Genomic DNA, 17,868 nt, shown 5'->3' with positions numbered 1-17,868 from the left:
GCGATCATTTGCGGGGGTGAGGCTGATTTGGTTTCGATTGAAGATATCAACGCATGTTTGCTTCAAGCGAGAGCGTCTTGATGTGTGAAATGTAGGTTGTTGATGACATCACCACCCCATTCATTTCGTTTTTGAAGAAATGAATGTATTTGTCGAGTGTTTGAAGAAATTGGTCCAAGTGATTTGGATGGTGCACATACGGCGTGTTGCCGGGCTGTAAGGATGGGCTGTGGTATGTCAAGCCAACGAATCGCCCCCCACTGCTTACAAGGCATCGGGTCGCACGCTTCAATTCTTCGAGGCTGTAGCCTTCCGGCGTGATCTTGACGCGCTCCAGCATGCCCAGTCTGGAGGCGATGCCCGGCAGTCGCATCGCCTTTGCCGGTGCGGTGAGCAGCATCGGGTGCAGCCAGGGGCCTTGCTTGTGCAGCAGTCCCGCATAGGTCGCCGTGGCAGGTTGCTCCATCAGGCGCTGGCCGCTGACCTCAAACCAGTACGGGTCACGACCATGCGCCGAAAAGTCGGGGCCATCGTCTGCTGACATGTCTGTGTGCGGCACCACACTCGCGTCCACCGTGTAGCCTAACTCCGCAATGATCTCGGCTGTATGGGGGCCGACCCCGTAGCGGCCGGCCTTGAAAACCTTGGGAGCGCGGCCAAAGTTGGCTGTGATCGCCTCGGTCAGCAGGCGCAGCTTCTCGAACTCCAACTCTCTGGGCAGATTGCCAGCATAGGAGTTGAAGTTGTTCACCTCCTCGGTGTAGGGAGGTGATACCCAGGGGTGCAAGTGGGTGCCAATCTCGCAACGCCCTTCATCCATCAACTTCTTCAGCACCGCAATTGACGATGGGGTGGTTGCCACAGGCCAGTCGATGACATAGGTGGGCACGACCCCATGTTTGTCGAAAACCCGTTCGTGTGCCAAAGGCTGGGCTGCGATCGAGTTCACGCCCACGTTGCGACGATCAAAGGGCTGGGACCAATCGAACTCTTCCTCCGTGTCCACCACCACGGTCAGCACCGGGCGAGTGGAGGGCGGCGGCGAGATGGCTTGGCGGGACTGGAGGTTCAGCATGCTGAGTCGCGTTCAGAGGAGGCCTGATGTGCCTGTTGCAACAGAGGGGGCAGACAGGCATCAATGCGGCGATAGGTCTGCAGGAAGGTGTCCAGACTCTTGCCGTCGGGATCTGGAATCAGCCTGTCTGGGGCGGACGCACAGTCGCCCAGATACACCAGTCGGCTTTCCAGATCCGGGTAGCGCTCGATCACGGCTTGCCGATTGATGTCGTCAAAAATCACGATCCAGTCACTGTGGCGCAGCAAGGGTTCAAAGGCATGCTTCGACGTGTGGGTGCTGAGATCAACACCCATCTGGTGTGCGGCATCTTGCGCGACCACAGGCGCTGGCCGAGGGTTGCGCGGCAGCATGCCAGCGGAGTCAATGTCCACCTTCAACTTGGCGTGCTCAATCAGTTGGCGCGCCTTTCTCTCGGCATAGGAGCTGCGGCAAATATTGCCTTGGCACAGGAAGAGCAGGCGAGGTCGGCGCTCCTTGGGGAGGGAGGGCCGTTCAGATGGCGCGTGTGCCTGGGTGCCTTGCAGCTTTTGCTTGACCGTTGCCAGCAGTTGCTGAAATTCAAGTCGAGCGGGACCCGTGTCGTCCCACACCCAGGTGTCCTGGCGTTCCCGATTGATCAGAATGCGCAGCAAGCCGCCCATCCACCCCGCGGTGTGCCGGATCAACGTCAAGGGCTGAGAGCGCAGTGCGCTGCTCGTCATCCTGAACTGCCAGAGATCTGACATGAAGTTGCGGGCATAGCGCGGTGCCGGGTAGGTCACGGAGGGTGTGCGTTGACCCAGGACCAGCAACTGGTAAAGGCGATGGGGGAAGTCGACGCCCCAGGCCACGGGCAAAGGCAGGGAGCCCCAGGGGCGCGCGTTGACCTCCAGCAGATGCCATTGCCCAGTAGGCTGATCGACCTTGAACTCGAACATGGCGAGGCCTGTGTACTCAATGGCAGCCACCATGCGTTGCACGGCCGCCAGGCGCTCGGGGTGCAAAGGCATGCTTTTGCGATAGAAGCTGCTGCCCGACACCTCGTGCGCGCGCTGATGCTCAAAGGCCTGTAGCACCTCGCCGCGGTCACAGAGCACCGACACCCCAACCCCAACGCCGGGAACGAGGTGCTCGAAGAACACCTCCTGGTCGGCTGGCTGGTGGACGTGCAGCCACTGCGTCAACTCGTTCGGCGACTTCACGACCTTGACCTGCGTGCGCACATACAGGTCTGGCCAACTGTACGACTTGCGGTATTTCGCCACGAGGGGGAAGTGCTGTGGCAGCGGTCCCTGGGCCTGGTACAGATGCGATTGCGCCACCGGCACGTCGCACCGCGTCGCCAACTCACGCGTTTGAACCTTGTCGAAAAAGGCATCCAGGGCCCGTTCGTCCGGCACGGCGAGACGCGTTTCAGGCGGGAACTCGTGCTGATGCCGAATCAGGGGCAGCAGGCTGCGCTCTTCGCAGGGCAGGACAAGGGCGAACTGCTCCCGCTCGAATAGCGTGCGCGTGGCCGCCAGCCACTCCTGGCCGTCGCCCAGGTAGTAGGGCAGGATGTGAACCTGCTTGATGTAGCGCGAGGCCAGGGCCGGTGACGTCAGCGTATTGGGGGCGACGTGAACCTCCAGGCCTTGGCGCCCCAGTGAGCGCACACAGGCCAGGAAACTTCGCGTGTCATCGCCGATGACCAATACTTTCTTTGCTGCTTGCGCCATGCGTTTACCGGGACGGGAGGGAGAGGGACATCAGGGACCTTGCTTGCAACCAGACACAATAAAGCGCCCATTTCCAGGTGAACTTCGCTCCCAGAGCCTGCCACGCCAGACGTCTCGCGGTGGGATAACGCCCCTGCTGACTGCTGTGCTCAGAGAGGTGACGCAGCAGGTCGCCCTCATGCCGCAGGCACAGTTTGACAATGTAAGGGCTGGACACCGACATGGCAATGTGACGGCAGACCATGGCTGCCATCAACCACCGATCGGTGGGGGGCACGGTCATGGACACGTTGTTCTGTTTGGCACGGTCGGGAACATGGTGCTGCGCGGTCACCTTCGGGGTGTAAGCCAACCCACGGGCGCGGTCCACGCATCGCCAGAACAGGTCCCGGTCTTCTTCGTAGTTGACGCCTTCCCAGAATCCGCCCGCGTCCAGCAGGAGCTTGCGGCGCAACACCAGCATGTTGAGGTGTGCAAAGCCCCCGCATTGGCTCAGCTGTGCAAGGCTGACGCGGTGGCAGTCTGTGGTGAGCGCGGGCATGGCGGCCCACTGCTTGGTCAACGGGGGTAGCCAGTCTTCACACACGGAGCCGTCGGGATAGACGGCGCGCTGGTTGCTGATATACAGATCCAAGTCGGCGTGTGCCCCAAAGGCGCCCACGGCGCGACTCAGATGCTCGGCGTCAATCCAGAGGTCGTCGTCATCGCAAAATGCCACGAGCTCGCCGTGCGTCGCCTGAATGGCCTGGTTGCGCGAGGCCGAAGGCCCCTGGCCACGTTGCCCATCCTGCCCTTGGACCACCAGGAGGAAGCGATCATCGAGCTCCCGCCACAACTGGGCGTACTGCGCACGCGTGGCCGATGAGGAGCCGTCATCCAGCACGACCACCTCCAGCGCCTGATGCGTTTGCGCCTTCAGGGCGAGCAGCGTTGAACGGAGCAGCTCCGGCCGGTTACGGGTGGCGACAACCACAGATACGAGCATGGTGTTCCCTCAGCGACGTGCGTTCCACGCGCGACTGAGCGGCCTCAGCGCACGCACCCACAGCGGAACGGGCCGGTCCAGCACCGGGGCGCCGCCACGTCCGGCCAGGCCATCGGCCAGGCCCAGCATGCATGCACGAGCCTTGTCTGCTTGTCCTTGGGCAAAGAGCTTCTCCGCCATCACCAGAGAGCGGTCGATGTAGCGAAGTCGTAGCCCCTTCCGGTAGCCACGCGGCACATGTTTGAGGGCAAAGAAGATCGCATTTCGCGTCATCAGGTAGAAGAAGTACGGTTGACGCTGGTACATGTCCCCGTCGAAACAGGCGTGTTCCACGACCGCACTCAAGACGATGCGCGTGTGCCATCCGCCCGCGATGAGCCGCGCGCCCATGTCGTCGTCTTCGTAGTAGGCGAACATGCGCTCATCCAGTACGCCCACCTCACGCAGCGCGGTGACCTTGAGCATCAAGGCGGTGCCCACAGCCCAGACCTGATCGGCGTGATCTGTCAGGAAACGGGGCGCCTCGGCCAAGGAGGCCGGTCGCAGTGTGTCGATGTTGCGCCACTCATGAATGGCGCCGCAGAAGTCGACGATGTCGCGGTTGCCCAGGCGGGCAATCACGGGTGATGCAGCACCGCAGCGGGGATCGCTACTCATCTCATGTATGACTTTGGCAATGGCCCTGGGGTCCACCACGGTGTCGTTGTTGAGCAGAAAAACGTAGTCGTAGCCGTGGTTCAGGGCATGGCCAATGTTGAGGTTCTGCCCACCGGTGAAGCCGGTGTTTTCCGGATTCACGATCAAGGCCACGTCAGGCGGGAGGCCCGCTTTCAAGATGTCGACCTGCGCAGACCCGGAGCCGTTGTCGACCACGCGGATGTCACATTGCAGCGTGTCCGGCAGGATGGAGCGTCGTACCGATTGCACGCAGTCCAGCGTCTTGTCGGCGGCTTTCCAGTTCAGGATGCTGATCAGTACTTTGGTCATGCGAGCGTCAACAAGGTTTGAATCACCAAATGCTGGTGAGGGCGCAGCGCCCGCTGGGGTCGGAAAGCGCCGCCTTGGCCTGTCAGCCCATCCCAGATGCCCAGCTTGATGGCTGTCTGCGCGGCAGGGTTGCCTTGCAGACCTTGCAGTTGGTCATGCGCGAGCTTGGCGTTCCAGCGAATCACGCGAGCCAGTTGAGCCAGGCCAACGTACTTTCGCCACATCAGGATGGCATTGCGCTGCGTGTAGTAGTAGTAATGAGGCTTGCGGGGATGCGGCGGCGCGTCGTGCCGAATGCTCGCCTCCAGCACGACATGATTCTTCAGCTTGTGGCGGATGCAGCGCAAGGAGTAATCGGTGTCTTCAGAATAGGCGAAGAGCTTGTCGTCCAGAAGACCCACCTGCGCGATGGTGCTGCGTTTGAGCAGCAGCGCAGTGCCCCACAGAATGATCCTGTCCGGATGGTTCTGTTGCATGACGGCTGCCCGGTCGAGATCGGGGTACTCGAGCACCCCGGTGCCGGTGTCATTGAGCAGGCTCAGGGCGTGCTGCACCTGATGAGGTGCGGCCTTGTCCCGGATCACGGGGCTGGCTGCACCGATGCTGGGGTCCGACTCCATGGCCGCCAGCAGGCGAGGCAGGCAGCCGGGATCGACACACGCGTCATTGTTCAACAGCCAGACGTAGTCAAAATCGTGCTGAAGGGCGTGGCGCATCACGAGGTTGTGCCCCCCGGCAAAGCCCAGGTTCACATCTGACGTCATCAAGGTGATGCCGGCGGTGCGTGACAGAACCTCGACCGAGTCATCGCTTGAGCCGTTGTCCAGCACGATGACCTCGGCGTCGATGTCAGCGAACGTGCCAAGAGACTGGATGCATTCCATCGTTTCCGGCGCATTGTTCCAGTTCAGGATGCTGATGCAGACCCGTTTGCGCTGTGTGTTCACCATATCTTGTGAATGATCCTTTTGAACAGGCCGGCAGACATGAAGCCTTGCTGAGCGGGAGTCAGATAGGCATGTCGCTGCAACCATTTCAGGTTGGCCATGGTGTACGCAGCGTTGTCCTTGATCTTGTAGAGGTCCGCGCCGGCTGGCAGACCATGGCGAATCTCTCCGTCGTAGCGGTGCAGGTGCTGATGCGGCACCAGGTAATCTCGCCATTGGTCGGAGTTGATGTGTCCCCAGTTGTTTGAGTGCGCGTTGTTCTGCCTGCGGATGTCGATGCGCTTTTGGGTCTGCTGATCAGACCGAAACTGGAAATGGTGAATCAAGAACTGGCGCGATGCTTTGATCAGACCGGGGGCGCGCTGTTTGATGGCGTCAGCCGTGAGTGTCGTGTTCGATGCATAGCGGAACACGCGAGGCTCGCCGTAGTTGACCAGGTAATGCCGGCGCTGTGCGATGGCTGGTTTGGCGGGGTCGAAGCCGTAGCTTTCCTCGGCGTCGGTAAAGTAGAACTGCGCTGACTTGCACTCGACGTAGTTGGCGCCTTCGCGGACGGCGGCGTCCAGAACAGGCTGAAGCGCCTCGGCATAAACCTCGTCGGCATCCAGGATGGCAAACCAGTCGCCGTCTTGCATCAGGTGGCGATGCCGGTACACCGTTTCAAACTTCAGGTTGTCGCTGAACGGCGTGGGCAGGGATTCAACGCTCAGGTCTGGGCCGATGAAGCCGCGGGCAATGGCCAAGGTGTCGTCGCTTGAGCCGTTATCGAAGACAAAGATGTGTGTGAATCCTCCGAAGCGACACAACGACTCCAGGGTTTGGCCGATGATGTCCGCCTCGTTCTTGACCAGCATGAAACCGTAGGTGTTCATTGTGTCCTCCACTTGCCCAAGACGTGGGAGAGCAGGGCGGTGGCCATGGTTTCGAGGCCATCCGGTTTGCCAGTCAACGTCCAGGTGGACAGCATCCAGCCCACATAAAAGATGCCGCCGATGACAACCTTGACCATCAGGTCAATGGCCGCGATGCTGCTTACGCTGAATGACATCAGCATGAAGTACATGGCGACGCTGCCAATGACAGGGCGCACGTAGGTCGATAGCGCTGCACGCATAGGCAGGGCAAGGTATTTTTTTGTGGTCACGATCACCATGAGTGCATGGAGGAGACCGCTGAGCAGTCGAGCGGCGACCAGGCCCATCAGCTTGTACTCAGGTGTCAATGCCGCAGCGAGCAGCGCAAAGGCGACGAACTCCAACCAGATCACCTTGCTGTGCACCTTCACGTGGCCCACGACATTCATCAGGGTGCTGAGCGGCCCAGTCAGATACTGCACGACGCCAATCATGGCGAAGCCGGCCACAAACGGTGCAGCCTCCCGCCATTGCTGACCCAAAAGGACGAGTGTGGCCTCATGGCTTACGGCTGCCAGACCAAAACCCAGCGGAATGGTGACGGCGTTCACCGTGGATAGCGTACGCAAGGTGGCACTCTTTGCGCGCTCCAGATCATCCTTCATGGACGTCAGGATCGGGAAGAGTGGACGCGTCAGGGTCGGACCGAGTTCCCCTGTCGGGAGCTGACCAATGTCGGCCCCCACGGTGTAAAGCCCGTACTCCCGGGTGGTGCCGACGCGTCCCGCAACAATCTGGTCGGTGCGCCGGAGCACAAAGTTGCCAATCCCGGCGGTCAGCAGCCACTTTGAGATTGCCCATATTTCAGGAATGTGAGAGGTGCGCCAGCGTGGTCGATAGGGGTGGAGTCGGTAGCTCAAGATGAACTCACACACATATCCAGCCATGATGCCGGCGACCAAGGCGCGATAGTCACCAAAAAACAAGGCCGAGGCCAGCGTCACCAGTGCCGATACTAGCTTGGTCGTGACGGCCGAGCGGTATTCGACCCCGAACTGCAAGTCGCGGTAGGCGAGGGCCATGCCGATATTGGAGAATCCCATGAAGGCCATCCCTGCCGCGACGATCCACAGAACGTTTTGCACCCTGGGTTCGTGGAAGTACTGCGCGGCAAAGGGTGCGAGTGCCGATAGCGCGATGGCCATCAGCAGACCCTGGAGCGCACGCAAGGTCCAGGCCGAGTTGATCTGAGCGTGGTTGGGGTTGCCAATGCGCACCAATGCCTCGTTGCAGCCCGCGTTGAGGAAGGCCTCGACCAGACCCACGACCAGAAAAGCCAGCGCCACGACCCCATAGTCTTGAGGCGCCAGAAAGCGCGCCATGATGAATGTGCTGAGCAGTCCGATCATCTTGATGGACCAGCGCATGCCCAGTGACCACAGGGCACCCTTGATCAGGGATGCCTTGGCGTCCTTGACGACAGCGGGGGGCGGAGCGCTCATGGCGTTCGCCTTCTGTCGGCCATCAACCTATTCGAGCGTGACAGGGGAGGCAGGCACGGCATGCTCACGGATGCGGCAGGGCGCTTGAGAACAACGAAGGGGCGGTACATCTCAAAGGGCTTCGTTTGGTTGGGATTGACGCTTCAGCCAGTCATTGCGAATGATCAGCAGCTTGCCGTTCTGGGTGAGTTCGGGCTTGCCCCATTCAATCTGCCAGGTGACTTCGGCGCCGATTTTCTCGTTGAGAAAGTGGCGCACATCGTCTTCGCTCAGGGTGAAGGACGGGCCGCGCTCCAGCCTCACGACGATCACATCGGCCGCGGACTGGATGAACTGATAGCTGCTGACGCCGTCCAGCCAGCGCATCACCAGGGTCAGCCCGGGCATTGGCACCTTGCGCCCGCTGGGGAAATGCAGCACGTCACCCGTGCGGCCATCCACCGGGCCAATGCGTGGCCAGTGCACGCCCGACGGTGATGGCTCGAAGCTGTGCCAATGCACCCGGTCACCCGTTTCATAGCGGATGAAGGGCATGGCCGGGTTGGAGAACAAGGTTGCCACCGCGCGACCGCTGGTTTTCAAAGTGCGAATCTGCTGATCAGCGTCATCCAGAATTTCGAGAATCCCACGGTGGAAGGACAGATGCAGTCCATCTTGCTCAGGCCCTTCGCAGGCGTGCAGTCCCCCATCGTTGAGGCCATACTGGTCCAGCACCTTGACACCCAGCACCTCCTGGATGCGTTGCCTTACCTCGGGCAGCATGACCTCGGCCGTGCAGACCACGCCCCGGAGCGACCGGGGCCGAATGTTCAGCTGAACCAGGTATTCACACAACTCCTTGATGGAGTTCGGGTAGCCGTAGATGAGCCGGATCTGATGAAAGTGGGGCTGTTGAGTCAGCGCGCGAGTGCGCTCCAGCGTCAGGTTCGAGCCGCTGGTCACCCAACGATTCATGACCTTGTCTGCCAGCGTGCGCTTGTCACCCAAGCCAATGCCGACGGACTCGCCGCCCACGATCAGGAACGGGTCTCCCACGCGATAGCCCGCCCAAGACCAGCCCATGTACATATGAGCCCATGCCAGCTGCTCATCGCGATAGGTCATCCGGAAAATGATGGGACGTCCCGTGCTGCCGCCTGTGCGCGCTTCGGTGCTCTTTACCCGGGCATCGGTTGTGACCAAGGTGCTCAGGTGCTCACGCACGTGATCTTTGGTGAGGATGGGAAGCTTCCGTAGATCCTCGATGGTTTGAATCTCTCTGGGGTCGTCAATCGCACCGCGCCAGTGATCTTTATAAAACGGGACGTGCTGCCAGCAGTATCCGATGATCTCCCGAAGGTGTTGCTCCTGAAAGGCGCGAATCTGCTCTGGAGTCCAGCCGGTCCTGGACTGCATCAGGCGAAAGAGGGCAATGCGCTGCGGCACGGATGCCGTGATGAAAAGTCGATGAAGTAGCGGGTTCATGTTTACTGATGTCTCGCGGGCGCGGGGACGCTACAGGCGTCGGGACCGCCAAATGCGCCGGGCAAAGATTGGGCGGCGCGCGGCACCCCGCAGAAGTCATCATGGACCAGCGGGTGTGTGGGTATCAGGTCCGGCGTGTGACGCCAGGTGAAATCAAGGCGATAAGGGTCTTGCAAACGCTCTGGCACACCGTGACGAAGATTGCGGCTGCTGACCAGCGTGCCGCCGCGACGTGCATTGATGGCGCCGTCGACCGCATTGCCATAGACCTCCGCATCAGATGGGATGCCGCGCACACCGATGCCGTAGGTGTTGATCACGGTGTTGTGGGCAATCAGGGACCTGATCGAGCGGTTGTTATCGATGCCGAAATCATTGCAGTTCATGACCACGTTGTTGATGACGACACCTCCCCTGTGCTCATAAATGCACTCCTTGTCCGGGCAGAAGGGTTTCTCGGTCAGCCCGCCTCCAAGGGAGATGCCAACGCGCGAGCCGAAGTGCGAAATATCCCCATCGGTGGTGCAGATCAGAACGTTGCGTTCGATGCGACCACCTTCGCCGCCACCTTTCATGAACACGCCATAGGATGCATTCTTGCCCCATTCCTTGACAAAGTGGCTGACATGATTGTCGGAGACGATCCAGTGGCTGGCGCCGACCAGGTCAAATGGCGTCAAAGAGCCATGCCCATAGACGTTGTCGTTGGTCAGCGTGTTGAACTGCAGTAGGCCACTGTCTGGAAACTGACCGTGTTCGCCGTTCACCTTGATGTGCGCCGCGAAGTTGCGAATGAGGTTGTTGCGGATGACCACGTCGTGTGCCCCACCTACGACGTGGAATGCATGCTCACATGGCACATCTCTTCCGCCGCAGTGACCTTCGAGGACCAGGTTCTCGTAAATCCAGTGAGCGCGGTCTTGGTGAATCGCGCCGGAGTTGATTTCGATGACGACAGTTCCCGGTGTCTCTGCTCGGGCAATGATTGGATGCTCTGCCGTGCCGTCGTTCTTGGGTTGCAACCAGCCACTCAACAGGTAGCGGCCCGGCGTGAGAAGGATCACATCACCAGCGCGTGCGCGTGCCGCCGCAGCCTTCAATTCCGCTGCATCACGCACCCAATGCGTTTCGCCAGTCGCAGGTGTCACTGTCTGAGCCTGCTTGTGAAGACGGAGGCTGGCAGCATCAAGAGGTAGAGGGTGGCCGCTACCGTCGTACATCTGCCGAGGCAAAGCTTGAGCCTGTTGCCCTTTGCCCAGGGTGTCAATGAGCGAGCGAGGGGTCACTTCCGGTCGCTCGATCCGCCGTTGTGCTGCATGAAGGATGGGGTTTGCCACATTCTCCAGCGTTGGATGCCCCTCCAGGCGCTCAAGCGTGTACCGGATCAATTCGCCAGGGGTGCGATAGTTGAGCTCTTCCCATACGGAATATCCGGTCTTGGACTCACGCATCAGAATGAGTGCGCTGATCCCCAGCAGAACCAGCAACATGGCCAAGGTCAACCAGGCTTTGGGCATGCGCCTGCGTTTTGTGTGTGTGCTCGGCATTGGGGGTCAGTGGGGCATGCCCGGTCGGTGGAGGTGGCTGGCAATGCGCTGCAGGGTAGGAATGAGCAGTTGATTCCCGTGTTCGCTGAGATGATTGGTATCTCGATAAATGGGAAGGCCTTTGACCATTCCTTGGCATTGTCCATTCGGGCAAAAATCTGGGGTTGCGTCCAGAATCACAACATTACATTTTTCTTGGGCTTCCTGCTGGGCGCGCCAGACCCACTCGTTACGTGCCATGTACTCAGTCAGGGATGTCTGTATGTCAAATGGCGCACCGAACATCATGCGGCGTATGGCCGTCTCTGGGACATCTGCGTGCATTTCCGGGATGGGTCGGAGCATGAAGACTTTACGGTGGCGGGCCAACTCGCAGGCTGTGTGGGTCAGGGCGTTCGCCATTTCATGTATGGATTCTGGCGTGGCCTGTAGGCTCGGCTGAGTGATATAGCCAAGAGGCGCGTCTTTGTGCCGTCCTGACTCATTCAACCCCAGTGCCTGGATGGCGTACCGTCCCACGAGCAGAACAGGGTAATGCGATGGCAGCTTGGAGACTGTGCTGTGAACCCACTGGTTATGGGCCTCACAGTTGTAGTCAGGGGGCCGCTTCAGAACGGCGTACGTGTTTGACTTGAGGCCCTTTATCAAGGGGCAGCCGACATAACTGATGGCAACCCAAGTCAAGTCTGGCAGTGCTTTGGTTGCGGCAGACATCAAGGGTTGGACGTGGGAGTCTCCTATGACCAGGATTTTCGCTGGGGACTGACCGAATTCACACATCGGTGATACCACACCAGACGTGCCTTGGCACTCTTCGGCGCGGATTGCTTCCTTTTGCTGCTCTGCCATGATCGCCAGCGCTGCGGCAGGCAGCCGCCCGGGAGCGCCTTGCGCTTTCCATACCATGACGCCCATCAGGCTGACGCACATCGTCGCAGTAGAAATGTGAAGCAGATTGGACCTGACACTGCGGTCGGTCAGGAACTTCCTGCTAGGCAGCTCGACGAAACGATAGGACAGCGTGGCCAGTATGGCGGATGCCATCAGACCGGAGGGAATGGCCCACGGATGGTGTCGCCATTCCAGCGTGACCAAGACGACATAGGCGGGCCAATGCCAAAGATACAAAGAATATGAGCGTTCACCAACCCACTGGACCAAGCGGTGATGCGTGAGCGCTGTTGACTGGTCGCTGGCAATGACCAGCATGGCGCCGACCACTGGCACAAGTGTTTCCCAATGCGGCCACGTTGTCTCTGGTGAAAAAAACAAAATGGATCCGGAGATCAAAGCCAGACCCGTGAGGGTCAGGATTTTCTTGAGCGCGTTAGATATATGATTCAGGCTGACGTAGGATAAAATCCCGCCGGCCATTAACTCCCATGCACGTGTGTGCAGCAGGTAAAATGATGCGGCCGGGTCGCGAGGGCTCAGGATCAATGCGGCCAAGAAGGAAATGAGTATGAAAATACTCAGTGTCCATTCTTGAAATGGCATTGATGGGCGAATCTTCCACGATGCCCACATGATGCATGGCAGGATCAGGTAAAACTGCCACTCCACCGAAAGCGACCATGTGTGCAGAAGCCACTTTTCATGAGAGGTTGTGTCGAAATATCCCGCGCTAAGCCAGTACTCTATATTGGATGAGAATATGAGGCTGTAGACCGCATGGCTGGCCAGGGACTTGTAGTCGGTCGGTGGAAGGGTGAACCATCCGAGTGTCAGCAAAACGGCGCATAAAACCAGCAAGGCGGGAATGATGCGACGCGCTCTTGCTGTCAAAAAATCAATAAAATTGAATGAGCCTTTTTGCAGGCCTCTCTGAATAATGCTCGTCATCAGGAAGCCAGAGATGACGAAAAACACATCGACACCCACAAATCCACCGTCGAAGCCCGGTATTTCGAAGTGGTACAGGATGACGGCAAGAACGGCCCAAGCGCGCAGTCCGTTGATGTCAAGTCTGAAACCGTTTGTGGGTTGCATGCGGATGCCTGAATTGCGTGCCCATCCTCAATGAGCTCTATCAGCACCATTCTCCCTCACTGTAGGGGGTTTTCGAGGGGGGAGGCACCCCCCTCTGGTGGGGGGCGGTCAGATAAGGCCGCTTGCCCCGCTGAAATAGGCAAGCACACTCTGCTGCACAATCCGTCCATATCCACGGTAAACCCAACAAGTGTTTGACACTCCAGCTTGGTTTGAGAATTTGCAGCTTCGCGGCCTCTCCAGACCGCCCGAGGCGCTTCATGTCATGGAGATGTATCGTGCCGGGGGGGGCGAGCCGGTCGGGCGGCTGCATTTGATGAGGTGGGACGCCAAAGGGCCTCTGCTGGGGGTGAGCAACTATTACAGTAGTCTTTTTGGCCCGACATGGATTGATGGTGTCACGGAGCAAGCTGATTGGTGCGAGTTGGCGGGGCGCATCAGGCGTTTGCCGGGTGCCAGTGTGATCCGTCTGCAACCTCTGGATGTCGAAGGCGTGTTCATGCGCGGCATGCAAGCGGGCCTGCACGCCTGTGGGTACAGCGTTGACCGGTTTTTCTGCTTCGGCAACTGGTACCTGCCTACCGAACCTGGAGGCTTTGAGGCCTATTGGCGGCAGCGCCCCGCACAGTTGCGCAACACGGTCGAGCGTGCCCGGCGCAGACTCGACCGGTCGCACATGTGGCGCATCGACATCGTCAGGGCCCCGTCGCCGGCGCTGGAGCAGGGCATCGCCGCCTACCAGCGTGTGTATGCACAAAGCTGGAAGGAACCAGAGCCCAATCCGGCCTTCATGCCCGGCTTGATTCGTATGGCTGCTGATCAGGGAAGCTTGCGCCTTGGGCTGCTATGGCTGGATGGTGAGGCCGTCGCCGCCCAAGTCTGGGTCGTCACCGCAGGCAAGGCGCACATTTTCAAGTTGGCCTACCAATCAGGGTTCGAGCGCTTCTCGGTGGGTTCCGTGTTGACGGCAGCGCTCATGCAGCACGTGATGGATGTGGACGGGGTGCGGGAGGTCGACTACCTTACCGGCGATGACAACTACAAGAAGGACTGGATGTCGCATCGACGCGAGCGTGTGGGGCTGATCGCTTTCGACACATCCCGCCCACGCGGTGTGCTGGCCTGGGCGCGCCATCATGCGGGCAAGCTCTACCGACGGTGTGTGGCCCGTGAGGCCACTCTGTGAGTCTCAGTTTCTGAACCGGCTCAGCAGCCATTGCAGGGTGAGCTGCCCCAGCAGCTCATGTCCGCCTTGGGTGGAGCAGGTGTGGTCGGCACCCGGCATGATGTGTTGCTGCACGTTGGGCATCTGCAAGCAGCCCTGCCAGGCCTTGTCGGTGCGGGCGTGATCCATGAATTCCTGCCCCGTCAGGTCTCGTTCACTGATCAACAGCAGGATGGGGGCGGCGAAGTTGTGCCAAGCCGTCGCCATTTTTTGTTGGAAGCTCTGCGAGGTGTCCTGCCGGCGGAGGCTGGTCTTCAGGTTGCTCATCAATTGCCCAATGGCGCTGGGCCCCACGCCGCCGGTCAGGAGTTTGCGCCAGAACGACCACTCGGTCAGTCGGTGACCGTAGTAGTGTTTGATGTGCGTGCGCGCGAGTCCTGTGTCGGAGCGCGCCCACGGGTTGACCAGGCAGAGCCCGACGATGCGCAGGTCGGTGGTGGTGCGCCAGTGCAGCAGGGCTGCAGAGGCTCCATCGCACAAGCCCCAGAGCACCACGCGTTTCACGCCGGCATTCTGCGCGATCAGGGCATTGATCGCTGCGGTGAGTTGTGCCCCCAGGTTCTCAAAATCATGGGCAGTGCCGATTGCGTCGCCGAGGCCTGCCAGATCAAACCTCAAGGTGGTGAAGCCCGCTGAGGCGAGTTGACGGGCGAGCAGCACGGACTGACGGTGGGCGCCGGCACGGTATTGCAGGCCCCCTGTGACGATGATGACGCCTGCCTCAAAGGCTGAGCCCTGAGGCGCAGACACGATGCCCCAGGCCGCGGAGTCCTCGGTCAGGATCTGAACCGGGGTTTCGTTGAGGGGGGGCATTTCGGTTGCTGGCATGGATCGCATTCATTGAACGCACGCCATGCTGGCGTCGATCAGGTCCGAAGGGTCGGTGTTGCTCAGCTGTTGCCAGAAGGTGCCGCAAGTCACACTCTGCAGATGTACTTGCCAGCCTTGACCTTGCCAGAGCTGCGTCTGGCGCGTGATGCCGGGGGGCGGCGTGGAGGACGATGTAGAGATGTCCATGCTCACGAGCTTGCCGTGTTGGGCTGATTGCGGACTGGGGGGCGTCAAGTGCAGCGCGTTCAGTTCGTGTGCCAGTTCGGGCGAGATGCGATAGCCGCCCACATGCACATCTTGTCCACGTTTGAGTTGTTCACTCAGGGGCAGGGTGGCTTCGGGGCGCTCCTTGTCTTTGCTCAACCACTCTTTGGCCGCATCCAGGCGCAGCCACTGCTGCAACACCTGTTGCCCACTCACCACCGGCTGCCACCACAGCATGTGGCAAGGCGCCCCCATGCCTTTGAGCAGGTCGGCTGACAGCAAGCAACCGCTGCGCACGCCCCACTGCCACAAAGGGGCCGCTTCGGTGGGTTCGCCTGCGCGTCGGTGCAGTTCAGCCAGGGCCTCGTGGGCATTGCTCAGCCAGGTGGTCCAGGTTGCGTCGCCAAAATCGCCTTCGCTGTCGCCGCATCCGAACATATCGAACTGCAACACGGCGAAGCCGGCCGAAGCCAGCGCCCGCGCGAACTGCGCGCTGATGCGCCGGCAGGTGTTGAGCTCTTCTGCAAACGGATGCAGGTGCAGCACCTGCCCGCGCCGCACAGGCCCCTGAGGGGCGTGGTACAGGCAAAACAGCGATCCGTTGCGCGTGGGCAGGAAGAAGGCGTCGGGCAGGTCGGCCATGTTCAGGGTGGACTCACATAAGCCTGAACCAGGCGGCACAAACTGCCGACCGTGGCAAAGGTGTCCGCATTCAGATCGGCCTCGTCAAATGTGACACCAAAATGATTTTCCAAACCGGTGATCAGGGCCACGGCCGCCATGGAATCCAATTCCGGCAAACTCCCCAATAAGGGGGTATTGACATCAAAGGCCAATGCCTGACCCTGCAAATGCAAGGCTTCGTCGAGCACCCTGAGTACGTGTTTCAAGAGATCCATGCCTGCATTCTAGAGTTTCTGCCGTAACATCAATTCATGACTTTGGCGCCCGATTTCAGGGGGGGGCTTCCTCCGGTTTTGCTGCATGATTTGCCGGCGCGTGCCGCTCAATGCTGGCCTGCGCAGGTGGCGCTGGCATCCGGAGATACCCGCTGGGAATATGCTGCCCTGCAGGCCCGCATTGCGTCCTGGGCGCAGGGCTTGCGCGCTTGGGGTTTGAAAGCTGGTGAACGGGTGGCCGTGGTGGCCGACAAACACCCCGAAACGGTGGCGGCGATGTTTGCGGTGAGCCGGGTTCAGGGGGTGCTGGTGCCCGTCAATCCCTTGCTCAAGCTAGCCCAAGTTCAGCATATTTTGAGCGACTGTGGTGTGGCAGTTCTGATCGGCCCGGCCCATCGTCAGTCAAGCTGGGCGGCCTTGCGCGAATGCTGTCCTGCTCTGCGGCATGTGGCGCATACCTCGGCCGACACCGCGTGCACCACCCATCAGGTCGCCGATGACGAGGCGACCGGCCGGGCCCTGGAAACCGATCTGGCAGCGATCTTCTACACCTCGGGCAGTACCGGTCTGCCCAAGGGTGTGATGCTGTCGCACCGCAATCTGCTGGCCGGTGCCGGCAGCGTGGCCGCTTACCTGGGCAACCATGCGGATGACGTCTTGCTGGCGGCTTTGCCTTTGTCCTTCGACGCGGGCTTCAGTCAACTCACCACGGCTTTCCTGGTGGGGGCGCAGGTCGTGCTCTTGAACTACCTCCTGCCCATGGATGTGGTGCGCGCGATGGCGCGCTACCGCGTGACTGGCTTGACGGCGGTGCCGCCTTTGTATGCCCAACTGAGCTCCGTCGATTGGCCTCCAGAGGCTGTGCAGCGACTGCGTTATTGGGCCAACACCGGGGGGCGTTTACCGCGCTCGGTCTTGTCGGCCATGCAGGCGCGCGCTCCCTCGGCATCGCCGTATTTGATGTTCGGTTTGACCGAGGCGTTTCGCGCGACCTTCTTGCCGCCACAAGAGGTGTTGCGTCGGCCCGATTCGATTGGCAAGGCCATTCCCAACGCCGAGGTGCTGGTGCTCAGAGACGATGGCAGCCTGTGCGACGTGGATGAGCCGGGCGAGTTGGTGCAGCGTGGCCCCTTGGTGGCCCTGGGCTATTGGCAGCGACCCGAGGCCACGGCCGAGCGCTTCAAGCCCTTGCCAATTGGCTTGAGCGGGATGAGGCCGGTGGCTGTGGCGCAGGAGATGGTCGTGTTCTCGGGTGACACGGTACGCCGTGACGCCGAGGGCTTTCTGTACTTCGTGGGCCGCCGTGACGAGATGATCAAGACGTCGGGCTACCGGGTCAGCCCGACCGAGGTGGAAGAGGTGGCGATGGCGCACGCAGGCATCCGTGAGGCCGTGGCTGTGCCGGTGGCCGATGAGGCCTTGGGCAGTGTGATCCGGCTGGTGGTACACGGTGAATGTGGTGCAGACGACAACGGTGCACAGACTGCTGCTTTACTGAGTCATTTCAGGCAGCAGGTGCCCGCTTACATGGTGCCGAGGGAGGTGCTGTGGGTGGCCTCGCCCTTACCTCGCAACCCGAATGGCAAGTTTGACCGTCAACGCTGGAGAGACGATGCGCGGCTTTGAAGTGTCCGAGGGGCAGTTGTTCGTAGGCGGCGT

15 protein-coding genes are annotated in these 17,868 nt (G+C 60.4%); 2 read left to right on the top strand and 13 right to left on the bottom strand.

Annotated elements, in window-relative coordinates; all coding sequences use genetic code 11:
- Positions 1-46 precede the first annotated feature (46 nt).
- From RBT42_RS08825 to RBT42_RS08780, 10 genes are all read right to left on the bottom strand, one after another.
- Positions 47-1,075, bottom strand: a complete 1,029-nt coding sequence (locus RBT42_RS08825; protein WP_320364224.1) for a polysaccharide deacetylase family protein — start codon at positions 1,073-1,075, stop codon at positions 47-49.
- Entirely contained in the window at positions 1,069-2,775 is a 1,707-nt protein-coding gene (locus tag RBT42_RS08820) for an ATP-grasp domain-containing protein (RefSeq protein ID WP_320364222.1), read from the bottom strand. The genes RBT42_RS08825 and RBT42_RS08820 overlap by 7 nt, the downstream gene beginning before the upstream one ends.
- 4 nt (positions 2,776-2,779) lie before the next feature.
- Positions 2,780-3,760 (bottom strand): glycosyltransferase family A protein, encoded by a 981-nt coding sequence (locus RBT42_RS08815; protein ID WP_320364220.1) that lies wholly within the window; start codon positions 3,758-3,760, stop codon positions 2,780-2,782.
- Between the two features lie 9 nt (positions 3,761-3,769).
- Entirely contained in the window at positions 3,770-4,747 is a 978-nt protein-coding gene (locus tag RBT42_RS08810; RefSeq protein WP_320364217.1) for a glycosyltransferase family 2 protein, read from the bottom strand.
- Positions 4,744-5,697: a glycosyltransferase family 2 protein gene (locus tag RBT42_RS08805; RefSeq protein ID WP_320364214.1), complete on the bottom strand. Its 954-nt coding sequence runs from the start codon at positions 5,695-5,697 to the stop codon at positions 4,744-4,746. Before RBT42_RS08805 ends, RBT42_RS08810 begins: the two co-directional genes overlap by 4 nt.
- Positions 5,691-6,566, bottom strand: a complete 876-nt coding sequence (locus RBT42_RS08800; protein ID WP_320364212.1) for a glycosyltransferase family 2 protein — start codon at positions 6,564-6,566, stop codon at positions 5,691-5,693. Before RBT42_RS08800 ends, RBT42_RS08805 begins: the two co-directional genes overlap by 7 nt.
- Positions 6,563-8,050: a lipopolysaccharide biosynthesis protein gene (locus tag RBT42_RS08795; RefSeq protein WP_320364210.1), complete on the bottom strand. Its 1,488-nt coding sequence runs from the start codon at positions 8,048-8,050 to the stop codon at positions 6,563-6,565. Before RBT42_RS08795 ends, RBT42_RS08800 begins: the two co-directional genes overlap by 4 nt.
- Before the next feature lie 111 nt (positions 8,051-8,161).
- Positions 8,162-9,514 (bottom strand): hypothetical protein, encoded by a 1,353-nt coding sequence (locus tag RBT42_RS08790; protein ID WP_320364208.1) that lies wholly within the window; start codon positions 9,512-9,514, stop codon positions 8,162-8,164.
- Between the two features lie 2 nt (positions 9,515-9,516).
- On the bottom strand, positions 9,517-11,004 hold the full coding sequence (locus RBT42_RS08785) for a hypothetical protein (protein WP_320364206.1): 1,488 nt from the start codon (positions 11,002-11,004) through the stop codon (positions 9,517-9,519).
- A 63-nt stretch (positions 11,005-11,067) separates the two neighbouring features.
- The gene (locus RBT42_RS08780) at positions 11,068-13,050 is read right to left on the bottom strand and encodes an acyltransferase family protein (RefSeq protein WP_320364204.1); all 1,983 of its coding nucleotides are present in this window, start codon (positions 13,048-13,050) and stop codon (positions 11,068-11,070) included.
- Positions 13,051-13,240: 190 nt separating this feature from the next.
- Between RBT42_RS08780 and RBT42_RS08775 the strand changes: the two genes are divergently transcribed.
- Positions 13,241-14,236 carry a GNAT family N-acetyltransferase gene (locus tag RBT42_RS08775; protein ID WP_320364202.1) on the top strand — a complete coding sequence of 332 codons (996 nt, stop codon included), beginning with the start codon at positions 13,241-13,243 and terminating at the stop codon, positions 14,234-14,236.
- 3 nt (positions 14,237-14,239) lie between these two features.
- Here the strand turns inward: RBT42_RS08775 and RBT42_RS08770 are convergent, their stop codons facing one another.
- The 3 genes from RBT42_RS08770 to RBT42_RS08760 are packed head-to-tail and all read right to left on the bottom strand — an operon-like array spanning position 14,240 to position 16,209.
- The gene (locus RBT42_RS08770) at positions 14,240-15,088 is read right to left on the bottom strand and encodes a hydrolase 1, exosortase A system-associated (RefSeq protein ID WP_320364381.1); all 849 of its coding nucleotides are present in this window, start codon (positions 15,086-15,088) and stop codon (positions 14,240-14,242) included.
- A gap of 24 nt (positions 15,089-15,112) precedes the next feature.
- A complete protein-coding gene (locus RBT42_RS08765; RefSeq protein WP_320364201.1) occupies positions 15,113-15,952 on the bottom strand; it encodes a hydrolase 2, exosortase A system-associated in 840 nt (279 codons plus the stop codon).
- 2 nt (positions 15,953-15,954) lie between these two features.
- Positions 15,955-16,209 carry an acyl carrier protein gene (locus RBT42_RS08760; protein ID WP_320364200.1) on the bottom strand — a complete coding sequence of 85 codons (255 nt, stop codon included), beginning with the start codon at positions 16,207-16,209 and terminating at the stop codon, positions 15,955-15,957.
- 36 nt (positions 16,210-16,245) lie between these two features.
- Between RBT42_RS08760 and RBT42_RS08755 the strand changes: the two genes are divergently transcribed.
- On the top strand, positions 16,246-17,835 hold the full coding sequence (locus tag RBT42_RS08755) for an acyl-CoA ligase (AMP-forming), exosortase A system-associated (RefSeq protein WP_320364198.1): 1,590 nt from the start codon (positions 16,246-16,248) through the stop codon (positions 17,833-17,835).
- Positions 17,836-17,868 lie beyond the last annotated feature (33 nt).

Source organism: Aquabacterium sp. (assembly GCF_034003525.1).
GTDB lineage: Bacteria > Pseudomonadota > Gammaproteobacteria > Burkholderiales > Burkholderiaceae_C > Aquabacterium.
This window is presented reverse-complemented; position numbering and strand designations above follow the sequence as displayed.